At 66.5% G+C, this 18,467-nt stretch carries 17 protein-coding genes; 12 read left to right on the forward strand and 5 right to left on the reverse strand.

What is annotated here, in order from left to right; genetic code table 11:
- Together B5F85_RS10020 and B5F85_RS10025 are read right to left on the reverse strand one after the other, a co-directional pair.
- A partial coding sequence (locus tag B5F85_RS10020; protein ID WP_204204769.1) for a permease prefix domain 1-containing protein occupies positions 1-337 on the reverse strand: 337 nt, incomplete at its 3' end.
- Entirely contained in the window at positions 334-684 is a 351-nt protein-coding gene (locus B5F85_RS10025; protein WP_087316871.1) for a PadR family transcriptional regulator, read from the reverse strand. The genes B5F85_RS10020 and B5F85_RS10025, both read right to left, overlap by 4 nt.
- Before the next feature lie 168 nt (positions 685-852).
- Between B5F85_RS10025 and murI the strand changes: the two genes are divergently transcribed.
- A complete protein-coding gene (gene murI / locus B5F85_RS10030; RefSeq protein WP_087316873.1) occupies positions 853-1,632 on the forward strand; it encodes a glutamate racemase in 780 nt (259 codons plus the stop codon).
- A gap of 217 nt (positions 1,633-1,849) precedes the next feature.
- Here murI and B5F85_RS10035 read toward each other — a convergent pair whose 3' ends face one another.
- Positions 1,850-2,734 carry a DegV family protein gene (locus B5F85_RS10035; protein WP_087316875.1) on the reverse strand — a complete coding sequence of 295 codons (885 nt, stop codon included), beginning with the start codon at positions 2,732-2,734 and terminating at the stop codon, positions 1,850-1,852.
- Between the two features lie 98 nt (positions 2,735-2,832).
- Between B5F85_RS10035 and B5F85_RS10040 the strand changes: the two genes are divergently transcribed.
- The 11 genes from B5F85_RS10040 to B5F85_RS10085 all read left to right on the forward strand — a co-directional run bounded on the left by B5F85_RS10040 (position 2,833) and on the right by B5F85_RS10085 (position 16,826).
- Positions 2,833-4,548, forward strand: a complete 1,716-nt coding sequence (locus B5F85_RS10040) for a M3 family oligoendopeptidase (protein WP_204204774.1) — start codon at positions 2,833-2,835, stop codon at positions 4,546-4,548.
- A gap of 91 nt (positions 4,549-4,639) precedes the next feature.
- Complete coding sequence (locus tag B5F85_RS10730) at positions 4,640-5,158, forward strand: hypothetical protein (RefSeq protein WP_158094603.1); 519 nt, start codon at positions 4,640-4,642, stop codon at positions 5,156-5,158.
- Entirely contained in the window at positions 5,155-6,354 is a 1,200-nt protein-coding gene (locus B5F85_RS10045; protein WP_158094604.1) for a helix-turn-helix transcriptional regulator, read from the forward strand. The genes B5F85_RS10730 and B5F85_RS10045 overlap by 4 nt, the downstream gene beginning before the upstream one ends.
- 405 nt (positions 6,355-6,759) lie before the next feature.
- Positions 6,760-7,995, forward strand: a complete 1,236-nt coding sequence (locus B5F85_RS10050) for an MFS transporter (RefSeq protein WP_087316879.1) — start codon at positions 6,760-6,762, stop codon at positions 7,993-7,995.
- Between the two features lie 243 nt (positions 7,996-8,238).
- The gene (locus tag B5F85_RS10055; RefSeq protein ID WP_087316881.1) at positions 8,239-8,817 is read left to right on the forward strand and encodes a GNAT family protein; all 579 of its coding nucleotides are present in this window, start codon (positions 8,239-8,241) and stop codon (positions 8,815-8,817) included.
- Positions 8,818-9,096: 279 nt separating this feature from the next.
- Positions 9,097-11,370 (forward strand): ABC transporter substrate-binding protein, encoded by a 2,274-nt coding sequence (locus B5F85_RS10060; protein WP_087316883.1) that lies wholly within the window; start codon positions 9,097-9,099, stop codon positions 11,368-11,370.
- Between the two features lie 202 nt (positions 11,371-11,572).
- Positions 11,573-12,559, forward strand: a complete 987-nt coding sequence (locus B5F85_RS10065; protein ID WP_087316897.1) for an ABC transporter permease — start codon at positions 11,573-11,575, stop codon at positions 12,557-12,559.
- Positions 12,560-12,576: 17 nt separating this feature from the next.
- Positions 12,577-14,262, forward strand: coding sequence for an ABC transporter permease (locus B5F85_RS10070; protein ID WP_204204776.1), 1,686 nt, complete (start codon positions 12,577-12,579; stop codon positions 14,260-14,262).
- A gap of 13 nt (positions 14,263-14,275) precedes the next feature.
- The gene (locus B5F85_RS10075) at positions 14,276-15,502 is read left to right on the forward strand and encodes an ABC transporter ATP-binding protein (protein WP_087316885.1); all 1,227 of its coding nucleotides are present in this window, start codon (positions 14,276-14,278) and stop codon (positions 15,500-15,502) included.
- On the forward strand, positions 15,502-16,527 hold the full coding sequence (locus B5F85_RS10080) for an oligopeptide/dipeptide ABC transporter ATP-binding protein (protein WP_087316887.1): 1,026 nt from the start codon (positions 15,502-15,504) through the stop codon (positions 16,525-16,527). The genes B5F85_RS10075 and B5F85_RS10080 overlap by 1 nt, the downstream gene beginning before the upstream one ends.
- 5 nt (positions 16,528-16,532) lie before the next feature.
- Positions 16,533-16,826, forward strand: coding sequence for a hypothetical protein (locus B5F85_RS10085; protein WP_087316889.1), 294 nt, complete (start codon positions 16,533-16,535; stop codon positions 16,824-16,826).
- Positions 16,827-16,966: 140 nt separating this feature from the next.
- Here B5F85_RS10085 and B5F85_RS10090 read toward each other — a convergent pair whose 3' ends face one another.
- The gene (locus B5F85_RS10090) at positions 16,967-17,647 is read right to left on the reverse strand and encodes a PspA/IM30 family protein (protein WP_087316891.1); all 681 of its coding nucleotides are present in this window, start codon (positions 17,645-17,647) and stop codon (positions 16,967-16,969) included.
- 14 nt (positions 17,648-17,661) lie between these two features.
- The coding region (locus B5F85_RS10735) for a hypothetical protein (RefSeq protein ID WP_087316893.1) at positions 17,662-18,467 on the reverse strand (806 nt) is incomplete at its 5' end.

The raw sequence follows: 18,467 nt of genomic DNA on the forward strand, positions 1-18,467 counted from the left end.
GCTCGGCGGGGCGGGGGGCGACGGGCGGGATCGCTCCGGTCGGCGACTCGGGCCTCGGCTCGGGCTCCGGTCGCGGGATCGCGCGCGTGGGAGCCTCCGGTCCGTCTGGCGCCGCGGGCCCGTCGTCCTTCTCGCCCATGACGTCGTCCACGCTGGTCACGGCCTCACAGGTGCGACGGTACGCCTCCTCGGCGCTCATCCCCTGGGCCACGTAGTCGTCGTAGCGGGCCACGAGATTGCCGTAGATCTCCTCCTTGAGCTCTATGGTCTCGGCGTCGAGCGTGCGGCCCTCGAAGAGGTGCTCGACGTGCATCCGGATGTCGCTCCTGTCACTCATTTGGTGCCTCCGTCCTGCCTGAGAAGTCGGTCGATGATGTTTCGTGCCCTGACCCAGCGCGCGGTCGCCTCCGTCAGCTCGACGCGGCCCGGGTCGGTGATGTGGTAGTACTTGCGTCGGGCGCCCTGGGACTCGTTGCCCCAGTAGCTCTCCACGAGCCCCTGTCCCTCCAGGCGCTTGAGGCTCGTGTACAGCGAGGGCTCCTTCATCTCGTAGGCCCCTGCGCTCGTCTGCGCGACGTCCTTCAAGATCTCGTAGCCGTAGGAGTCGCCGTCCGAGAGCGTGCACAGGACGATGGCGTCGATGTTGCCGCGGATGAGGTCGCTCTCTGCGTCTCTCGTTGCCATGGTCACCTCCCTCGTGTCGTTCTCTGTGAGAGTAGTGTACTCGATACTACTATGCGTGTCGATATACCTTCGTAGAAATATAACTGTGAGTGGCAGTAATCTGCGGGCGAGAGGCGGGCAGCGCAATGCGCTATCCTTGCCTTGGTCACTCGAGGCGAGGGAGGTGTCATGGGGGAGCGGTCAGACGGCTTTGTCGGGGTCTTTGACTCCGGTCTGGGCGGCATCAGCGTGCTGCGCTCGCTGGTGGCCGAGCTCCCGCACGAGGACTTTCGCTACTTCGGTGACTCCGCCAACGCCCCGTATGGCGAGAAGGCCGAGGCGCAGGTGCTCGAGCTCTCCCAGGGCATCGCCGAGCGCTTCCTCGCGGACGGCGCCAAGGCCATCGTCATCGCCTGCAACACCGCGACCTCGGCCGCGGCAGCGACCCTGCGCGCCGCGCACCCGGACGTCCCGATCGTGGGCATCGAGCCCGCGCTCAAGCCCGCCGCCCGCGCCTTCCCGCGCGGCCGCATCCTCGTGATGGCCACCGAGATGACCCTGCACCTGGACAAGTACCATGAGCTCGCGCGAGCCTGGGGAGGGGAGTGCGAGGTCGTTCCCGTTCCGTGCCCGGGTCTCGCCGCGCGCATCGAGCGCGGGGACCTCGACGCGCCGGACCTTGCCGAGATGGTCGCGGGCCTGGTGGGCGGCTATGCCGGATCGATCGACGCCGTCGTTTTGGGGTGCACGCACTACCCCTTCGTGCGCGCGCAGATCGCCCGTGCACTCGGGCCGGGGGTCGCCTTCTTTGACGGCGGCGCGGGCACGGCGCGCCAGCTGCGCGCCCGTCTCACCGACGAAGGCCTGCTCTCCGAGCGTGACCGCTCTGGGCGCGTGTCGTTTGCCTCGAGCCTCGACACCCCGCACGAGCTGGCCCTTTACCAGAGCTTCTTCTCTATGCCGCTCTAGGCGCCCGTGCAAAAGGCCCGCACTCATGAGTGCGGGCCGGAAGTGCGGGCAGATGTGGACGGGTGGAGGCTCGAGTGCGGGCCGCCGCCCGTTGTTTGCGCTCGAGTGCGGGCATCGAGTGACTGCCAGGCCGCACTCGATGAGCGGGCCGAGAAGTGCGGGCGGCCTACCGGGAAACGCCGAGAAGTGCGGGCGCCTCGCCTCGTCGCTCTTCTCGCTAGACGCGCTTCTTGCCCCAGAAGAAGAGGGCCACGGTGCCGGGGCCGGTGTGCACGCCGATGGTGGCGCCGATGGGGAAGATCTCGACCTTGCCGTCGAGCTTGGGGAAGCGCTCCTCCACGCGCGCGGCGACCTCGAGGGCGTCGGCCTTGCACTCGGACTGGCTGATGTAGCACTTGCCGGAGTAGCCGAGGCCGTCCTCGGCGAGCTCCTCCATCTTCTCGACCACGCGCTTCTCGGCCTTGGCCTTGGTGCGGATCTTCTCCTTGACGGCGAGCGAGCCGTCGGGCGCGACGTCCATCACGGGGCAGATCTTGAGCATGCCGCCCACGAGGCCCGCCGCCTTGGAGATGCGGCCGCCGCGGATGAAAAACGTCAGGTCGGACGAGAAGAACCAGTGCTGGACCTCGCTCTTGTGCTCCTCGGCCCACGCGGCGAGCTCGGCGGCGCCCATGCCGCCGTCGCGCAGCTCGGCGAGCTTGTCCATGAGCAGGCCGTAGCCCGAGGATGCGGCGAGCGAATCCACTACGTAGACGCGGCGCCCCGGGTACTTCTCGGCCAGCTGGTCGCGCGCGGCGCAGGCGGAGTTATAGGTGCCGGAGATGCCGGAGGAGAGCGTCACGTGCACCACGTCCTGCCCGGCGGCGAGGAACGGCTCGAAGTGGGCCATGTAGTCGCCGGCGCTGATCTGGGAGGTCTTGGCGTCGGCGCCGGCGAGCATCTTGGCGTAGAGCTGGGCGGGCGGGTTGGTGGCGCCAAAGTCGTCCTTGCAGACCTTGCCGTCGAGGTAGTAGTTGAAGAAGAGGTACTTGATGTCGCGCGCCTCGAGCCAGTCGCGCGTGACGTCGGCGGTGGAGCAGCAGCTGAGAACGTAGCCGGGCATACAGTCTCCCTCGGACGGGTACAATACCGTCTCGAATCATAGCCGAAACCGCGCGCGCCGGGTTCCGCATGCGCGCCGCGAAAAGGGAGGTTGCCCCCATGACTGAGCCCGTGAAGTTCAAGGACATGCCCTACGAGCGCCCCGACCTCGAGGCCGTGAAGGCGGAGTACGCCCGCCTCGCCGCCGCGCTCTCCGACGCCGCGACCCTCGAGGCCGCAGAGGCGGCGTTTCTCGAGAAGGACCAGCTCGACCGCCACACGCAGACGGCCGCCGAGCTCGCGATGATCCGCCACGTCATCGACACGCGCGACGAGTTCTACGACGCCGAGGCCTCCTTCTGGGACGAGGCCCAGCCCGAGCTGCAGCAGGCGGCGGACGCCTTCACCGCGGCCCTTCTCGCCTCGCCCTTCCGCCCCCAGCTGGAGGAGAAGTACGGCACGCTGCTCTTTGCCCAGGCCGAGCAGGAGCGCCGTACCATCGACCCAGCCATCGTTGAGGACATGAAGCGCGAGAACGCCCTCGCGCAGGAGTACGTGAAGCTCATCGCCTCCGCGCAGATCCCCTTTGAGGGCGGCACCTACACGCTCTCGCAGCTCACGCCGTTCAAGAAGTCCGCGGACGACGCTCAGCGCCTGGCGGCCTGGAAGGCGGAGGGCGCCTGGTACAAGGAGCACCAGGACGCGCTCGACCGCATCTACGACGAGCTCACCCACGTGCGCGACGCCATGGGCAGGAAGCTCGGCTATAAGAACTACCTGCCGCTCGGCTACGATCGCATGGGCCGGCTCTCCTACGGGCGCGAGGACGTGGAGCGCTTCCGCGAGGCCGTGCGCACCTACGTGGTGCCGCTGGCCGACAAGATCTATCGCGCGCAGGCCGAGCGCCTGGGCGTGGCCTACCCGCTCTCCTTCGCCGACGAGGCGCTCTCCTTCCGCTCCGGCAACCCCGCCCCGCGCGGAGGCGCCGACGACATCCTCGAGGCCGGACGCACCTTCTACCGCGCGCTGAGTCCCGAGACCGGCGAGTTCTTCGACATGATGCTCGACCGCGACCTCATGGACGTGCTCTCCACCGAGGGCAAGGCCGGCGGCGGCTTCATGACGCAGATCCCGGACTACGACGTGCCCTTCATCTTTGCCAACTTCAACGGCACGCAGGGCGACGTCGAGGTGGTCACGCACGAGGCGGGCCACGCGTTCTCCTACTACATGAACACCCACGTGGTGCCCATCACCCTCTCCATGCCCTCGATGGAGGCCTGCGAGGTCCACTCGATGTCCATGGAGTTCATGGCGTGGCCGTGGGCCGAGGAGTTCTTTGGCGACGACGCGCGCAAGTACCGCTACGCGCACCTGGCTGGCGCCATCACCTTCATCCCGTACGGCACGATGGTCGACCACTTCCAGCACGAGGTCTACGAGCACCCCGAGATGACGCCCGCCGAGCGCCACGCCACCTGGAAACGGCTGCTGGGCGTCTACATGCCTTGGATGCGCCTCGACGGCGAGATTCCCTTCTACGCGGACGGCGAGGGCTGGCAGCGCCAGCACCACATCTACGAGAACCCGCTCTACTACATCGACTACTGCCTCGCGCAGACCGTGGCGCTCGAGTTCTGGGCCATGTCGCAGGACGACTTTGCCAGCGCTTGGGATCACTACATGGCCTACACGCGCCAGGGCGGCACGCGCGCCTTCACGGACCTTCTGGCCCACGCGGGCATGACCTCGCCCTTCGACGAGGGCTGCCTCAAGGCCATCTGCGAGCGCGCCACTGCCTGGCTCGACTCCTACGACCTGACCGGCATCGCGTAACAGACGAGAAGGTGCGGCGTGCCGGCTTGACAATGTCGACAGGTTATATTGTCAAGCTGCCCACGCCGCGGCACGGAAAGGCGAGAAGAACGTGAGGAAGAAGGCCCGCGAGCGCCTCAAGGACTTTGGGCCGGACGACAACGGCAAGATGGCCTACCTCGGCGACCACGTGCGCCTGGCTGACGGCCACGACCGGCGCCGCCTGCTCAGGACGCTCTGGGCGGCGTGCGGGGTGGCCGCCGCCGCCGCCGTGGGCGCCTCGCTCGCCAACCCGGCGGGGCTCTCCGGCTGCCCTTACGTGGTGATGCCCTACATGCTGCAGTTCGTGGCGCTCGTATGGGTGCTCTGGGGCATGGGCCGGCTCTCCGTTGCCGGCGAGCGCGTCCGCGCCTACGTGCGCGACGAGACCGTGGGGGCGCTGCCGCTGCGCTGCGTCGTGGCGGCCGCCCTGGGACTTGTGGCGGCGGCGGGGGAGGTCGTCTTCATCGCGACCTCCGGCGCCGTCCCCGTGGCGGCCGACCTCGCGTTTCTCGCCTGCGAGGTCGTGGCGGTGGCGGCGCTCGTGGCCGTGCGCCGCGTCTGTCTCGACACCGCCTGGGAGTCCGCGTGATCGCCGGGGTCGGTGCGCTCGTCCGCCGCGAGCGCCTCGCGCGCGACTGGAGCCTCAAGGGCCTGGCCCACGGCATCTGCGCCGTCTCCTACCTCTCCAAGATCGAGCGCGGCGAGGCCGATCCCAGCCCGGAGGTCACGGACGCCCTGCTCGAGCGCCTGGGCATCGCGTGGCACGACGACGAGGCGTTTCTCGCCCGCGCGCACGACGTGCTGGACCGCGGCTTCGACGCCGTCCTCTCCTTTGACGAGGCGGCACTCCCGGCGCTCGCCGACGAGCTCGCCGACCTCGCGGACGACCTCGCGTCAAGCCCGCTCGTGGCGCAGGCGGCGCTGCTCGAGGGGCTTTTCTCCAAGCCCGCCCGGCCGGTGGAGCCCGAGCTCGAGGTGCTTCTCGACGGCCGCCTGCTGGGCATGCAGCGCCTCGCGCAGGGTCGCTACGAGGACGCGCTGCGGCTCAATCCCTGTGCGTACGCGTACCTCAAGGCCGGCGCGGCCGCCTACGAGAGCGGCGAGAAGAACTACGCCCCGGCGATCGACCTCCTTCGGCAGGCCTATGAGCTGGCCGCGCGGGAGGGTCGGGCGCGCGTGATGCTCTCGGCCAAGGTCTGTCTGGGCAACTGCTACTGCAACCAGCTCGACTTCGAGAACATGGAGGTCGAGTATCGCGTCGCCGGCCGGCTGGCGCGCACGCTGGGCGAGAAGGACCTGCTGCGGACGATCTCCTACAACACCGCGTCCGCCCACGCCGAGTGCGGGCACTTCGAGCGGGCCTACGCCTTCTTCTCGACGCTCGAGGACCCGAGCGCGCTCGACCTGCACAAGCTCGCGGTGTGCTGCGAGGGGCTGGGCCGGCGCGACGAGGCGCTCGCGGCGCTCGACCGCGTGCCCGAGGCGCGACGCGAGCCGCGCACCGAGGTGGGGGAGGATCTTGCGGGCGAGCTCTGCGACGTGGTGCGCTTTCGCCTGGAGCACCCCGACTACCTGCGACGCCCCGAATACGGCAAGGCGCTGCTCGCCGTCTTTGCGCGCTGCCGGGCGGAGCTGCCCATCGGCTTTGCGGCCTTTCACCTGCCGTGGGTCCTCGAGTGGCACACGGCCAACCGCCAGTACCGCGCCGCCTTCGAGCTCGAGCGCGACTTCCCGCTCAAGCTCCCCGCGGCCGTTGAATATGACGGCGCGAGCGGGGTACAATAGGCTCGACGGCCGCCTACGTTGGCAGACCTAGGCAGTGCCGTTACTTACGTTGCGAGCCGCTGGCGCCTAGCGCTGGCGGCTCTCGTGTTCACCGGACTTCCTACGCACCTCCCGAACGAGCCTTACTATCGCCATGACGAGGCTGACGCACCTCTCCAGAAACGCAACGACCTCAGAGACGTCCATCGGCATCACCTCCCCTCGCGGGAACGGCGCTGCCCTCGGTACGCGGTTTGACCGCCGAGCCGTGTGGGGATTGTACCCAATGCCGCCGGTTTCTCTCATAAATGCCAACTTAGCCTCTATCAGCGTCCATAAGCTTGGCGCATTTTCTCAAATCGCCGCCGCACTTCTCGCTTAATGTGCCGTCATACTTAAATCAGGCAACGAGAAGGACGGTGAGACATGGCAGCGACCACCCTCTGGACGCGTGACTTCACGCTCGTGACCGTGGCCTCCGCGCTCGGGGCGATCGGCAGCATCGCGGGCAGCTTCGCGCTCTCGTTTCTGGTCTTCGACGAGACGGGATCCACGCTCGCCTCGGCGCTCGTTCTGGCCATCCAGCTCGTGCCGTACTTCGTGGTGCCTATTGCGGCCGCGCCGTGGATGGACCGTCTTCCGCGCAAGCCCTTCCTCGTGGCGGGCGACTGCGTGAACGCCGTCCTCTACGCGCTCGCCGGGCTGTATCTGATGCGCTGCAGCTTCTCGTACGTGGGCTACCTCGTCTTCTCGCTGATCATTTCCTCCCTCGGCGCGTTTGACGAGCTGGCGTACAACTCCATGTACCCCAAGCTAATCCCCCAGGGCATGGAGCAGCGCGGCTACACGGTCTCGTCGATGCTCTACCCGGTCATGAACGTCGTGATGATGCCGGTGGCGGGCGTGCTCTACGAGACGGTGGGCGTGGGCTGGGTGCTCGTGGCGCAGGGCTGCCTCTCCGCGGCGGCAGCGGCCGTGGAGAGCCGCATTCGCGTCCGCGAGGAGCGGCGCATGAACGGCGAGCGCGCGTCGCTGGCGCTGTGGTGGGCGGACGTCCGCGAGGCCGCGCGCTATCTGCGCGACGAGCGCGGGCTTGCCAACATGTACGCCTACCAGGCTGTGACCAACGGCGTCGCGAGCGGCTACGCGCCCTTGCTCGTGGCGTACTTCTCCACCACGCCGGGGCTCTCGCCCGCGCTCTACGCGCTCTTCTCGGTGGCGGAGTTTGCCGGGCGCAGCTTGGGCGGCGTTGTGCAGTATCGCCTCCGCGTCCCCGACGAGCGCAAGTTCGGCATCTGCTTTGGCGTCTACAACCTCTACGAGCTCATGGACATGGTCCTGCTGTGGCTGCCGTACCCGCTCATGCTGGCCAACCGAGCGGCGGTGGGCTTCTGCGGCATCAACAGCGCCACGCTGCGGCAGGCGGCGGTGCAGACCTACCTGCCCGACGAGCTGCGCGCCCGCATGAACGCCTTCGAGGGCGCGATCGTCGTGGCGGGGCGCAGCGCGCTCACTCTGGTCGTGGGGGCGCTGGGGGAGGTCATGGACGTGCGCGCGTGCATGACGATCGCGGCGGGCTGCGCGCTCGCCGTGTGCTGGGCCACGGTCTGGCGCGCCCGCACCGACGTCCGCCGGCTGTTTGTGGCGAGCGGCGTGGCGTAGGGCCAGCGTCTGCCCCTCTTTGGAGCCCTTTTTGGAGGGTATGTACACCCCGCCCGGAGGGTATGTACGCCTCGCGGTTCTTATCGGTTTGCAAACCCGCTGGTAGACGGACTGCCGAGAAGGACGGGCGGGCTGGGACGGTGTACATACCCTAAAGAGGCGGTGTACATACCCTCCTGTTGGCTCGGGATGGGGCGGCGTATAGTCTCTGGAGCGGGGGACAGATGGGACGAAGGGGAGAGCATGGAGAAGGTCGACGTGTGCTGGGAGCGGGCCGACGGTCACATGCTGCGCCTGGCGCGCGCCGAGGACGTGGACGCGTACTGGGCGGGGTTCAACCGGTTTGACCCGGAGGGCGCGCGGCTCACGGGCAGCAAGGACCATTACGAGAAGGACGAGGTCACGAGCTTCTTCCTGCGCTGCGTGGACGACCCCGACCGTCGCGACCTGCTGCTCTTCTCGCCTGACGGCGCGGTGCTGGGCGAGAGCGTGATCAACGAGATCGACTGGGAGGCGAGAAGCGCCAACTTCCGGATCGCCCTCTTTGGCCCGGAGGCGCGTGACCGGGGCCTGGGCAGCTGGGCTACGGCGCTCACGCGCGACCTTGCCTTCGAGGGGCTGGGCCTTCACCGCCTTGAGCTGGACGTCTTCTCGATCAACCCACGCGCGGAGCGCGTCTACGCCAAGGCGGGGTTCGTCCGCGAGGGGGTGTGCCGCGACGCGGTTTTGCTGCCCGACGGTACCTACTGCGACGACGTCCTCATGGCGATCCTCGAGGACGAGTGGCGTGAGCTGCGGGCCGTGACGAACTTGACAAACTAACCTGACGTGAATGTTAACGTGACGAACTTGACAATCTAACCTGACGTGAATGTCAAACCCGACGCGTCAACCTCTTTGGGAATATGCCGTTTGTCAGGTGATATACTACCGTTCACCGGAATCGGAGAAACTGGTTTGTAACCACTGCGTGAAAGCGCACGGCATTCGAGCTGGTTTCAGATTTCAAAAAAGTAAACTGCCTAACGCACGTACCGTGTCGCGCTGGGGAGCGCGTCGCGGTCCTAATCATCCCCGCTTACGGGAGGAAAGGTAGGGAACATGCTCGTTACCAGAAGGAACATGCTCGGCCTGTCCGCGGCCACCATGGGCGCCCTCGCGCTCGCCGCGTGCAACAACACCACCGAGCAGACCGGTGACAACGGCGACGCCAACACCGGCGATCACGCCGGCACGCTCGTCGTCGCCGGCAACGGCCTCGAGGGCAAGTTCTGCCCGCTGTTCACCGCTTCCGCGGCTGACCAGGACGTCGTGAGCTTCAACAACATCGCGCTCCTCATGACCGACCGCATGGCCGAGCCCGTCCTCAGCGCCATCGAGGGCGAGACCAAGGAGTACAACGGCACCGAGTACACCTACACCGGCCCCGCCGACATCTCCATGGAGGAGAACGCCGACGGCACCGTCACCTACACGGTGAAGATGCGCGACGACATCAAGTTCCACGACGGCAACCCGGTCACCATCGACGACGCGATCTTCACCTTCTACGCGTACTTCGACCCGACCTACGACGGCTCCGCCACCCTCTACTCCAACGACATCGTCGGCCTGCAGGAGTACCGCTCCGGCATGGCCACGCTGGCCTCCCTCATCGGCAACGCCGGCCGTGACAACACCGACTTCACCTACTGGACCCAGGAGCAGCAGGACGCCTTCTGGGCGGCCGTGGATGACGGCGGCACCAAGTTCGCGCAGGAGATCGTCGACTACATGATGGAGAACGGCGCCACCGACGTCGCCTCCGCCGCCGCTGGCTGGAACTACCCCGACCTGCCCGCCGACGCCACCGCCACCACCTTCTTCGAGGCCATCGCCGCCGCCTACGACTGGAACTTCTCCGCGTGCGAGGCCGAGACCGCCGGCACCGCCCTCTCCGACCTCATCCCCGAGGACGTCTACGCCATGGGCACCCAGGGCGTTGAGACCGGCGACGCCGCCCCGAACGTCTCCGGTATCGTCAAGGTCGACGACTACACCATGACCGTCACCACCAACGGCGTCGACGCCACGATGATCTACCAGCTCTCCATTGCCCCGTGCTCCTACAAGTACTACGGCGACGAGTCGCTCTACGACTACGAGAACAACTCCTTCGGCTTCACCAAGGGCGACCTCTCCAAGGCCCGCAGCCTCAACGGCCAGCCCATGGGCTCCGGCGCCTTCAAGTTCGACGACTACACCTCGGGCACCGTCCACATGTCCGCCAACGCCGACTACTACAAGGGCGCCCCGAAGGTCTCCAACCTCAACGTCGTTGAGACCCAGGAGGCCGATATGGTGACCGGCGTCCAGGCCGGCACCCTCGACGTCTCCCAGCCGTCCTACTCCATGGAGGTCGAGAGCCAGATCAAGGAGATCAACGGCAACGACGACGTCAACGGCGACGTCCTCTCCACCTTCCTGCACGACTTCCGCGGCTACGGCTACATCGCCATCGCCGCCGGCAACGTCTGCGTGAACGGCGAGCCCGCCTCCGACGCCTCCAAGGCGCTGCGCAAGGGCATCTTCACCCTCATCGCCGCCTACCGTGACTCCGGCGTCGCCTCCTACTACGGCGACACCGCCTCCGTCCTCAACTACCCGATCTCCACCTCCTCTTGGGCCTCGCCCAACGAGACGGACCCGGGCTACGAGGTCTGCTACTCCACCGACGCCTCCGGCAACCCGCTCTACACCGCTGACATGAGCGAGGAGGACCGCTACGCCGCCGCCCTCCAGGGCGCCCTCAGCTGGTTCGAGGCCGCTGGCTTCACCGTCGCTGACGGCAAGGTCACCGCTGCCCCCGCCGGCGTCAAGCTCAACGCCGAGGGCGTGCCGAGCTTCCAGTGCAACATCGGTGGCGGCGGCCAGGGCGACCACCCCACGTTCATGATCCTGCAGGAGGCCAAGGAGGCCTTCGCCTCGATCGGCATCGACTTCATCGTGAACGACATCGCCAACTCCGCCGACCTCTTCGCGTCCTACCAGTCCGGCGCCGCCGAGATGTGGTGCGCCGCCTGGCAGTCCACGGCTGACCCCGACATGTACCAGCTCTACCACAGCCAGGGCTCCACGAACTACTACCAGATCAACGACCCCGACCTCGACGAGCTCATCGAGGCCGGCCGCCAGAGCCTCGACACCGAGAGCCGCAAGCCCATCTACAAGGAGGCTATGGACATCATCCTCGACTGGGGCGTCGAGCTTCCTGTCTACCAGCGCTCCGAGTGCACGCTCGTCTCCACCGAGCGCGTGAACGTCGACTCCGTCGTCAAGGACCAGACCCCGTACTGGACCTGGAAGGACGAGATCGAGAAGCTCGAGCTCAAGTAGTTCAGTCTTTCCCAAGCTAAGACGGGTTGGGCGCGGCGGCGATGAGCCGTCGCGCCCCGCCGCGTTGCTGAGGGGAGCCTTCCCTGTTGGATTAGAGACCTCCTTCCCGCGCTGGGAGCATAAGGAGCCTGCGCCTTCCAGCGCAGAAAAGGGGTCTCTTCTGCCCGCAAGCGCGGGCATGAGTGAGAGGAGCGTTTGCGACGTGAGAACCTACATCGCCAAGCGCATCGGAATCTCGGTCATCATCTTGTTCTGCGTGACCTTCATCATCTACGGCCTGATGCGCGCGCTGCCGTCCTCCTACGTGGAGACCATGGCCATGCAGCTCTCCCAGGCCCCCGGCGCCAAGCCCTATGACGAGTGGCTCGCCCAGCTCAACGCCCAGTACGGCCTGGACCTGCCGGTCCCCATCGGCTACGTCACCTGGCTCGGCGACTTCCTCACCGGCAACTTCGGCGACTCCTGGAAGTTCAACGTGCCGGTGCTGACCGAGTTCTACAACACGATCGGCATCTCCTTTGCCATGGGCGGCCTCGCCTTCGTGTTCTCTACCGCCATCGCGGTGCCCCTGGGCATCTTCGCCGCCACCCACCAGTACTCCAAGGGCGACTACATCATCTCCGCCGTCGCGCTCGCGGGCATCTCGCTGCCCACGTTCTTCTTCGCGACCCTGCTCAAGCTGGTCTTCTCGGTGGGCCTCGGCTGGTTTGACCTCTACGGCCTCATGGGCCGCGACTTCGCCCAGCTCGACGCCGTCGGCCAGGCGCTCGACATGGTCAACCACATGGTGATGCCCGTCGTGACGCTCACGGTGATCCAGATCGGCTCGCTGATGCGCTACACGCGTACCAACATGCTCGAGGTCCTGAACGCCGACTACATCCGCACGGCGCGCACCAAGGGCCTGCCCGAGCACAAGGTCATCTACAAGCACGCGTTCCGCAACACCCTCATCCCGCTCGTGACCGTCATCGGCGGGTCCCTCCCCGGCCTTTTCTCGGGCGCCCTCATCACCGAGACGCTGTTCATGATCCCGGGAACCGGCTACACGTCCTACCAGGCCATGACGGCCGGAGACATCCCCTACACGATGTTCTTCCTGACCTTCATCGCCGTCATCACGCTGCTCTCCAACCTCCTGACCGACATCCTCTACGCGGTGGTCGACCCCCGCGTTCGCATCTCCTAGGAAGGCGGGTGTAACTCATGAGCGATTCCAAGAACGGCATGCCCGCCGAGAAGAACGATCAGGTCGAGAACAACGACCAGCAGTACTCCCTCAACGACGACCGCCGCGTGAAGGTGCTCTCCCCGGGCGCGCTTATCGCCAAGCGCTTCTTCCGCAACCGCCTGGCCGTCGTGGGTCTCGTCATCCTCGTGGTGATGTTCCTGTTCTCGTTCCTGGGCGGTGTCATCAGCCCCTACGGCCAGGATGAGACCTTCTCCACCACCACCCAGCTCAACACGCAGTACGCCGGCATCACCGAGACCACCACGCGCCGCTACACCGCGGCCGAGGGCGCCGACTTTGGCGCCCTGGTCCAGGCCAACGCCAACAGCGCCATCAACGAGGGCGCCACGTCCTTCGAGCGCGACGGCGTGACCTACACGATCGAGCAGCCCGCCCCCGACCTCTACACCTTCAGCTCGGGCGGCAGCATCGTGGCCTACGCCTCCACCTACGTGGTGAGCGTGCCGGCCGGCATGACGACCCCGTCGTTCGACTTCCAGATCGCCGCGATCACGGCCATCTCCGCCGAAAACGCGACCGACGACGCTCCCGCCGAGGACGCCCCTGAGGTCACCGAGGACGGCACCGTCGTCGTCGAGAGCGACGAGGGCGACGCCGCCGCGGACGCCGCGGAGGCCGAGGCCGCCGGCAACACCTTTACCGCCGACGGCGCCACCTACACCTTCGACGAGTCCGGCAACGTGATGGACGCCTCCGGCGCCACCGTCGCGATGGTGAGCCCGTTTGTCATCTCCTCCTCCGACGGCAACACCGTCATTCCCGATGACCTGCGCGAGGCCCTGCTCACCGCCATCGACGCCGACGCGTCTGAGGTCGTCTACACCGACGAGGCCGGCGCCGAGCACTCCTACTCGATTTCCTACGACGCCTACTCCAAGGTCTACAACGTCACCGAGACCACCGAGAACATGGTCTACGACCGCTACGCGAGCCCCTCGCTCGAGCACTGGCTCGGCACGGACGGCAACGGCATGGACATGCTCACCCGCCTCATGTACGGCGGCCGCGTCTCGCTGATCATCGGCTTCATCGTCGTCTTCATCGCCGCCGGCCTGGGCGTCATCATGGGCGGCATCTCCGGCTACTTCGGCGGCTGGGTCGACAACCTCATCATGCGAATCGTCGACATCTTCTACTGCCTGCCCTCGATGCCGATCATCATCATCCTCGGCTCGGCGATGGACGCCATGCGCCTCGACCCCTGGATCCGCATGATTTACCTCATGCTCATCCTCGGCTTCCTGTCCTGGCCTGGCATCGCCCGCCTCGTGCGCGGCCAGATCCTGTCCCTGCGCGAGCAGGAGTTCATGCTCGCCACCGAGGCCACGGGCATCACGGTCCCGCACCGCATCATCCGTCACCTCATCCCCAACGTCATGCCGCAGCTCATCGTCTCCTGCACCATGAGCCTGGGCTCCACGATCATCACCGAGGCGACGCTCTCGTTCCTCGGTCTGGGCGTCAAGTTCCCGTTTGCCTCCTGGGGCAACATCATCTCCGACGTCAACAACGCCTTCGTCATGACCAACTACTGGTTCATCTGGATTCCCGCCGGCATCTGCCTGCTGCTCGCGGTTCTCGGCTTCAACTTCGTGGGCGACGGCCTGCGTGACGCCTTCGACCCGAAGATGAACCGCTAGGGAGGGGTAGCCAATGTTTGGATCTGATAAGAAGAAGGAGGCGGGCTACCTTTCCGCGAAGGAGTCCCGTCGTATCTCCAAGGAGAACCGCAAGATCACCGAGGGCTACGAGAAGCTGCGCAAGCGCAAGAACGTCGACCCCTCCGAGTACGCGTGCGAGATGAAGAACCCGGCCAACGCCGTCGAGTTCGACGATCTGCACACCTGCTTCTTCACGGACACCGGCGTTGTCAAGTCTGTCGACGGCGTCACCTACGAGGTTCCCGTGGGCAAGACGGTGGGCGTGGTCGGCGAGTCCGGCTGCGGCAAGTCGGTCACGTGCCTCTCGCTCATCCAGCTCCTGCAGCGCCCGCAGGGCCAGGTCACCGGCGGCTCGATTCGCCTTAACCTCGGCGACCACGCCATCGACGTGACCAAGGCCCCCGAGGAGGCCATGCAGAAGATCCGCGGCTCCGAGGTCTCGATGATCTACCAGGAGCCCATGACGTCGCTCAACCCCGTTTTCAAGGTGGGCGAGCAGATCGAGGAGGTCATCGCCCTCCACGACGGCAAGGACTGGAGTGCCGACCAGATCAAGGCCCGCGCGATCGAGATGATCGAGACCGTCGGCATCGCCAACTCCGAGGGCGTCTACGGGATGTACCCGCACGAGCTCTCCGGCGGCATGCGCCAGCGCATCATGATCGCCATCGCGCTCGCCTGCAACCCGCGCATCATCATCGCCGACGAGCCCACCACGGCCCTCGACGTGACGATCCAGGCGCAGATCCTCGACCTGCTCCGCTCGCTCAAGGACAAGATCAACTCCTCGATCATCCTCGTCACCCACGACCTGGGCGTCGTGGCCGAGATGGCCGACTACGTCGTGGTCATGTACGCCGGCCGCATCGTCGAGAAGGGCACCGCGGAGGAGATCTTCGACCATCCGGCCCACCCCTACACCATCGGCCTCATGGCCTCCAAGCCGGTCGTGGGCAAGAAGGTCGAGCGCCTCTACTCGATTCCGGGCAAGGTTCCCAACCCGGTCAACATGCCCAACTACTGCTACTTCAAGGATCGCTGCGAGCTCTGCGTCAAGGCGTGCGACGGCGAGTACCCGCACATGGTGCGCCTGTCGCCCACGCATGAGGTGAGCTGCTACCGCTACTACGACAACGCCACGGCCGAGGCCGCCAGCGAGACCGCCGCTGTTCTCGACGACCTCATCTCCGGCACGGGCGCCGAGGGGGAGGACAAGTAATGGCATCCACGAACGCGACTGTGGACGTCACGTCCACGCAGGCCCCCGGCTCCGAGGACATCATCCTCGAGGTCAACGACCTCAAGAAGTACTTCCCGATCAAGGGCGGCATGTTCAACCGCACCCAGGGTTACGTGAAGGCCGTCGACGGCGTGTCCTTCAAGCTGCGCCGCGGCCACACCATGGGCCTCGTGGGCGAGTCCGGCTGCGGCAAGTCCACCACCGGCCGCACCATCCTGCGCCTCGCCGGCGAGAAGACTGGCGGCGACGTGCTCTTCAACGGGCGCGAGGTCTATAGCCTGGGCGCCAAGGAGCTTCACGACGCCCGTACCAAGATGCAGATCATCTTCCAGGACCCGTACTCGAGCCTCTCGCCGCGCCTCCCGATCTCCGAGATCGTGGGCGAGGCCGTCCGCGAGCACAACCTCGTGCCCAAGGACGAGTTCGACGATTACATCGAGAAGGTCATGGAGGAGTGCGGCCTGCAGGCCTACCACAAGATGCGCTATCCGCACGAGTTCTCCGGCGGCCAGCGCCAGCGCATCTGCATCGCGCGCGCCCTCGCCCTGAACCCCGAGTTCATTGTCTGCGACGAGCCTGTCTCGGCGCTCGACGTGTCCATCCAGGCGCAGATCATCAACCTCCTGCACGACCTCCAGGAGGAGCGCGGGCTCACGTACCTCTTCATCAGCCACGACCTCTCCGTCGTCGAGCACATCTCCGACGCGGTGGGCGTCATGTACCTCGGTGGCATGGTCGAGTACGGCCTCACCGCGGACATCTTCAAGAACCCGCTGCACCCCTACACCAAGGCGCTCTTCTCGGCCATCCCCATCCCGGATCCCAAGGCCAAGCAGAATCGCATCGTGCTCGAGGGCTCCATCCCCTCGCCGGCCAATCCGCCCAAGGGCTGCAAGTTCCACACCCGCTGCCCGTTTGCCAAGGATTGCTGCAAGGAGATCGCGCCCGAGCAGAAGGAGCTCGAGCCCGGCCACTTCGTGTCCTGCCACCTCTACGACGAGTAGGGCCCGTGGCTGCGAGGCGCAGGACAGACGACTTTGAGGACGACGGCCGCGTCATCGCCGACATGTCGGCGGTGGAGCGGCCGTCGCTTCTGGGGCACGCCCCGCAGCGGGGGAGCGTGCGGCCCTTCGAGCAGCGTGAGCGCCGCCCGAAGATCGAGCTCACGACCAAGGAGCGGATCTGGCTCGCGCTCGGAGCCCTCAAGGCCGGTCTTACGATCGGCTGTATCTACGTCGTGTTTCTCGGCGTGGTAATCGTGGCGCTCATCGCCCTCTGGACCACGCTGTCCGGTACGCATTGACAATGTCGTCAGGTTATATTGTCAACGATTCCTCAGCGGTGGTAACGAAAAGCGGGGTGGACGCTCTGAATTGCGTCCGCCCCGCTTTGATGTGACGTTTTAACCTGACGATATGGTCAAATGGTATCTATGAGCCGTTCCTACAGGCCCATCTCGGCCTTGAGGCGGGCGAGCTCGTCGTCGACGGAGGCGTCGCTCGTGGCGCTCGCGTACTTCTCTGCGAGGGCCTCGGCGTCGTCGACGGCCTCGGCAGAGAGCTCGGCCATCGCGTCAGCCGTGTCGAGCATCTTGTCGGCCTTCTCCTCCATGCGGTTGAACGCCTCGATGGCGCTCTCGGCCTTGTCGGCGCCGGAGGTGTAGCCAGCGACCTTCTCCTGCGTCTTGGCCACGGACATCTTTGCCTTGATCGTCTCGCGGCGGCGCTTGAGGTCCTCGATGTCGCCCACGAGCTTGTCGTGCATCTGGCGCATCTTGTCGGCGTTGGCGCGCGCGGCGTCGGCGGCCTTGGAGAGCTCCGCCCCGGACGCCTCGAGCTTCTGCTTCTTAGCCAGAAAGACGCGGGCGTCGTCCTCGTTTCCGGCCCTGAGGGCTTTCTTGGCGAGGTCCTCCATGCGGGCGACCTCGTCGGCGTTGGCGTCGGCGGCGCGCTTGGTGCGAGCCTCCTCGGCCATGACAGAGGCGGTCTCGCGCTTGACCTCGGCGAGCGACTCGGTGAGGTCGACGAGGTACTGGTCGACCATCTTGGCCGGGTCCTCGGCCTTCTCGAGCAGCTCGTTGATGTTGGCCTTCACGATGGTGGTGAAGCGGTCCAGAATGCCCATGCTAGGTTTCCTTTCTAGTCCTTGTCCTCGTACTTGTCGGCGAGATCTTCCACGTCCTGGTCCCCGAACTTCTCGAGCGGTGTGTTGAGGATGTCCTCCATGCGCTTCTGCTCGGCGGCCTGCCGGTCGCGGCGGCGCTTGACCACGTAGGCGATCGCGGCGCCCGCTGCAACCACGACCATGATGCCTCCCACAACGAGGGCGGTCGTCTGTCCGCGCTGCTCGTCCTCGGCCGCGGTCATGATGCGGTCCGCACATCTGGCAAAGGCGTCCGAGAAGACCTCCTCGTCGGTCGAGGCGTTGTTGTAGGCATCGTTGAGCTCGTCGGCCAGGATGCTCAGGGCCTCGGAGTCCATGACGGCGGAGGCGGCGGTCCCCACGGTGTAGCCGCAGTTGAAGGTGCCGTTTCCGTCGTCGCAGAAGACGAGCAGGAAGTGCCCCTCGTCCGAGAAGAGCTCGGGGTAGAGCCGCTCGGCCTCGGCGGTGAGCTCGTTGACCGAGGACGTGGTGCCGTTGGGAAGGATGTAGACGTAGGGCTGCACCCCGGTCCTGTCGTAGAACTCCTCGAGGCCGCGTGTGAGGCGCCCGGCGTCGTGGATCCAGTCGCCGTCAGCGTCGGTGTAGTAGTCGGTCTTGGTGACGGCGTCCGCAGGGAGCTTCTCGCGGACGGTGCCCGACGCGACCGTCGTCTGGCTCTCGGAGTAGGAGGGCCCGAAGGAGGCGACGCCGCAGGTGGAGAGGCTTGAGGTCAGGGCCGCAACGAGCAGGACCGCGAGCAGGATGCCGACGATGCCCCCCAGGCACCCGCAGCCGCCCCCGC

It is taken from the genome of Olsenella sp. An293 (assembly GCF_002159495.1).
GTDB lineage: Bacteria > Actinomycetota > Coriobacteriia > Coriobacteriales > Atopobiaceae > Thermophilibacter.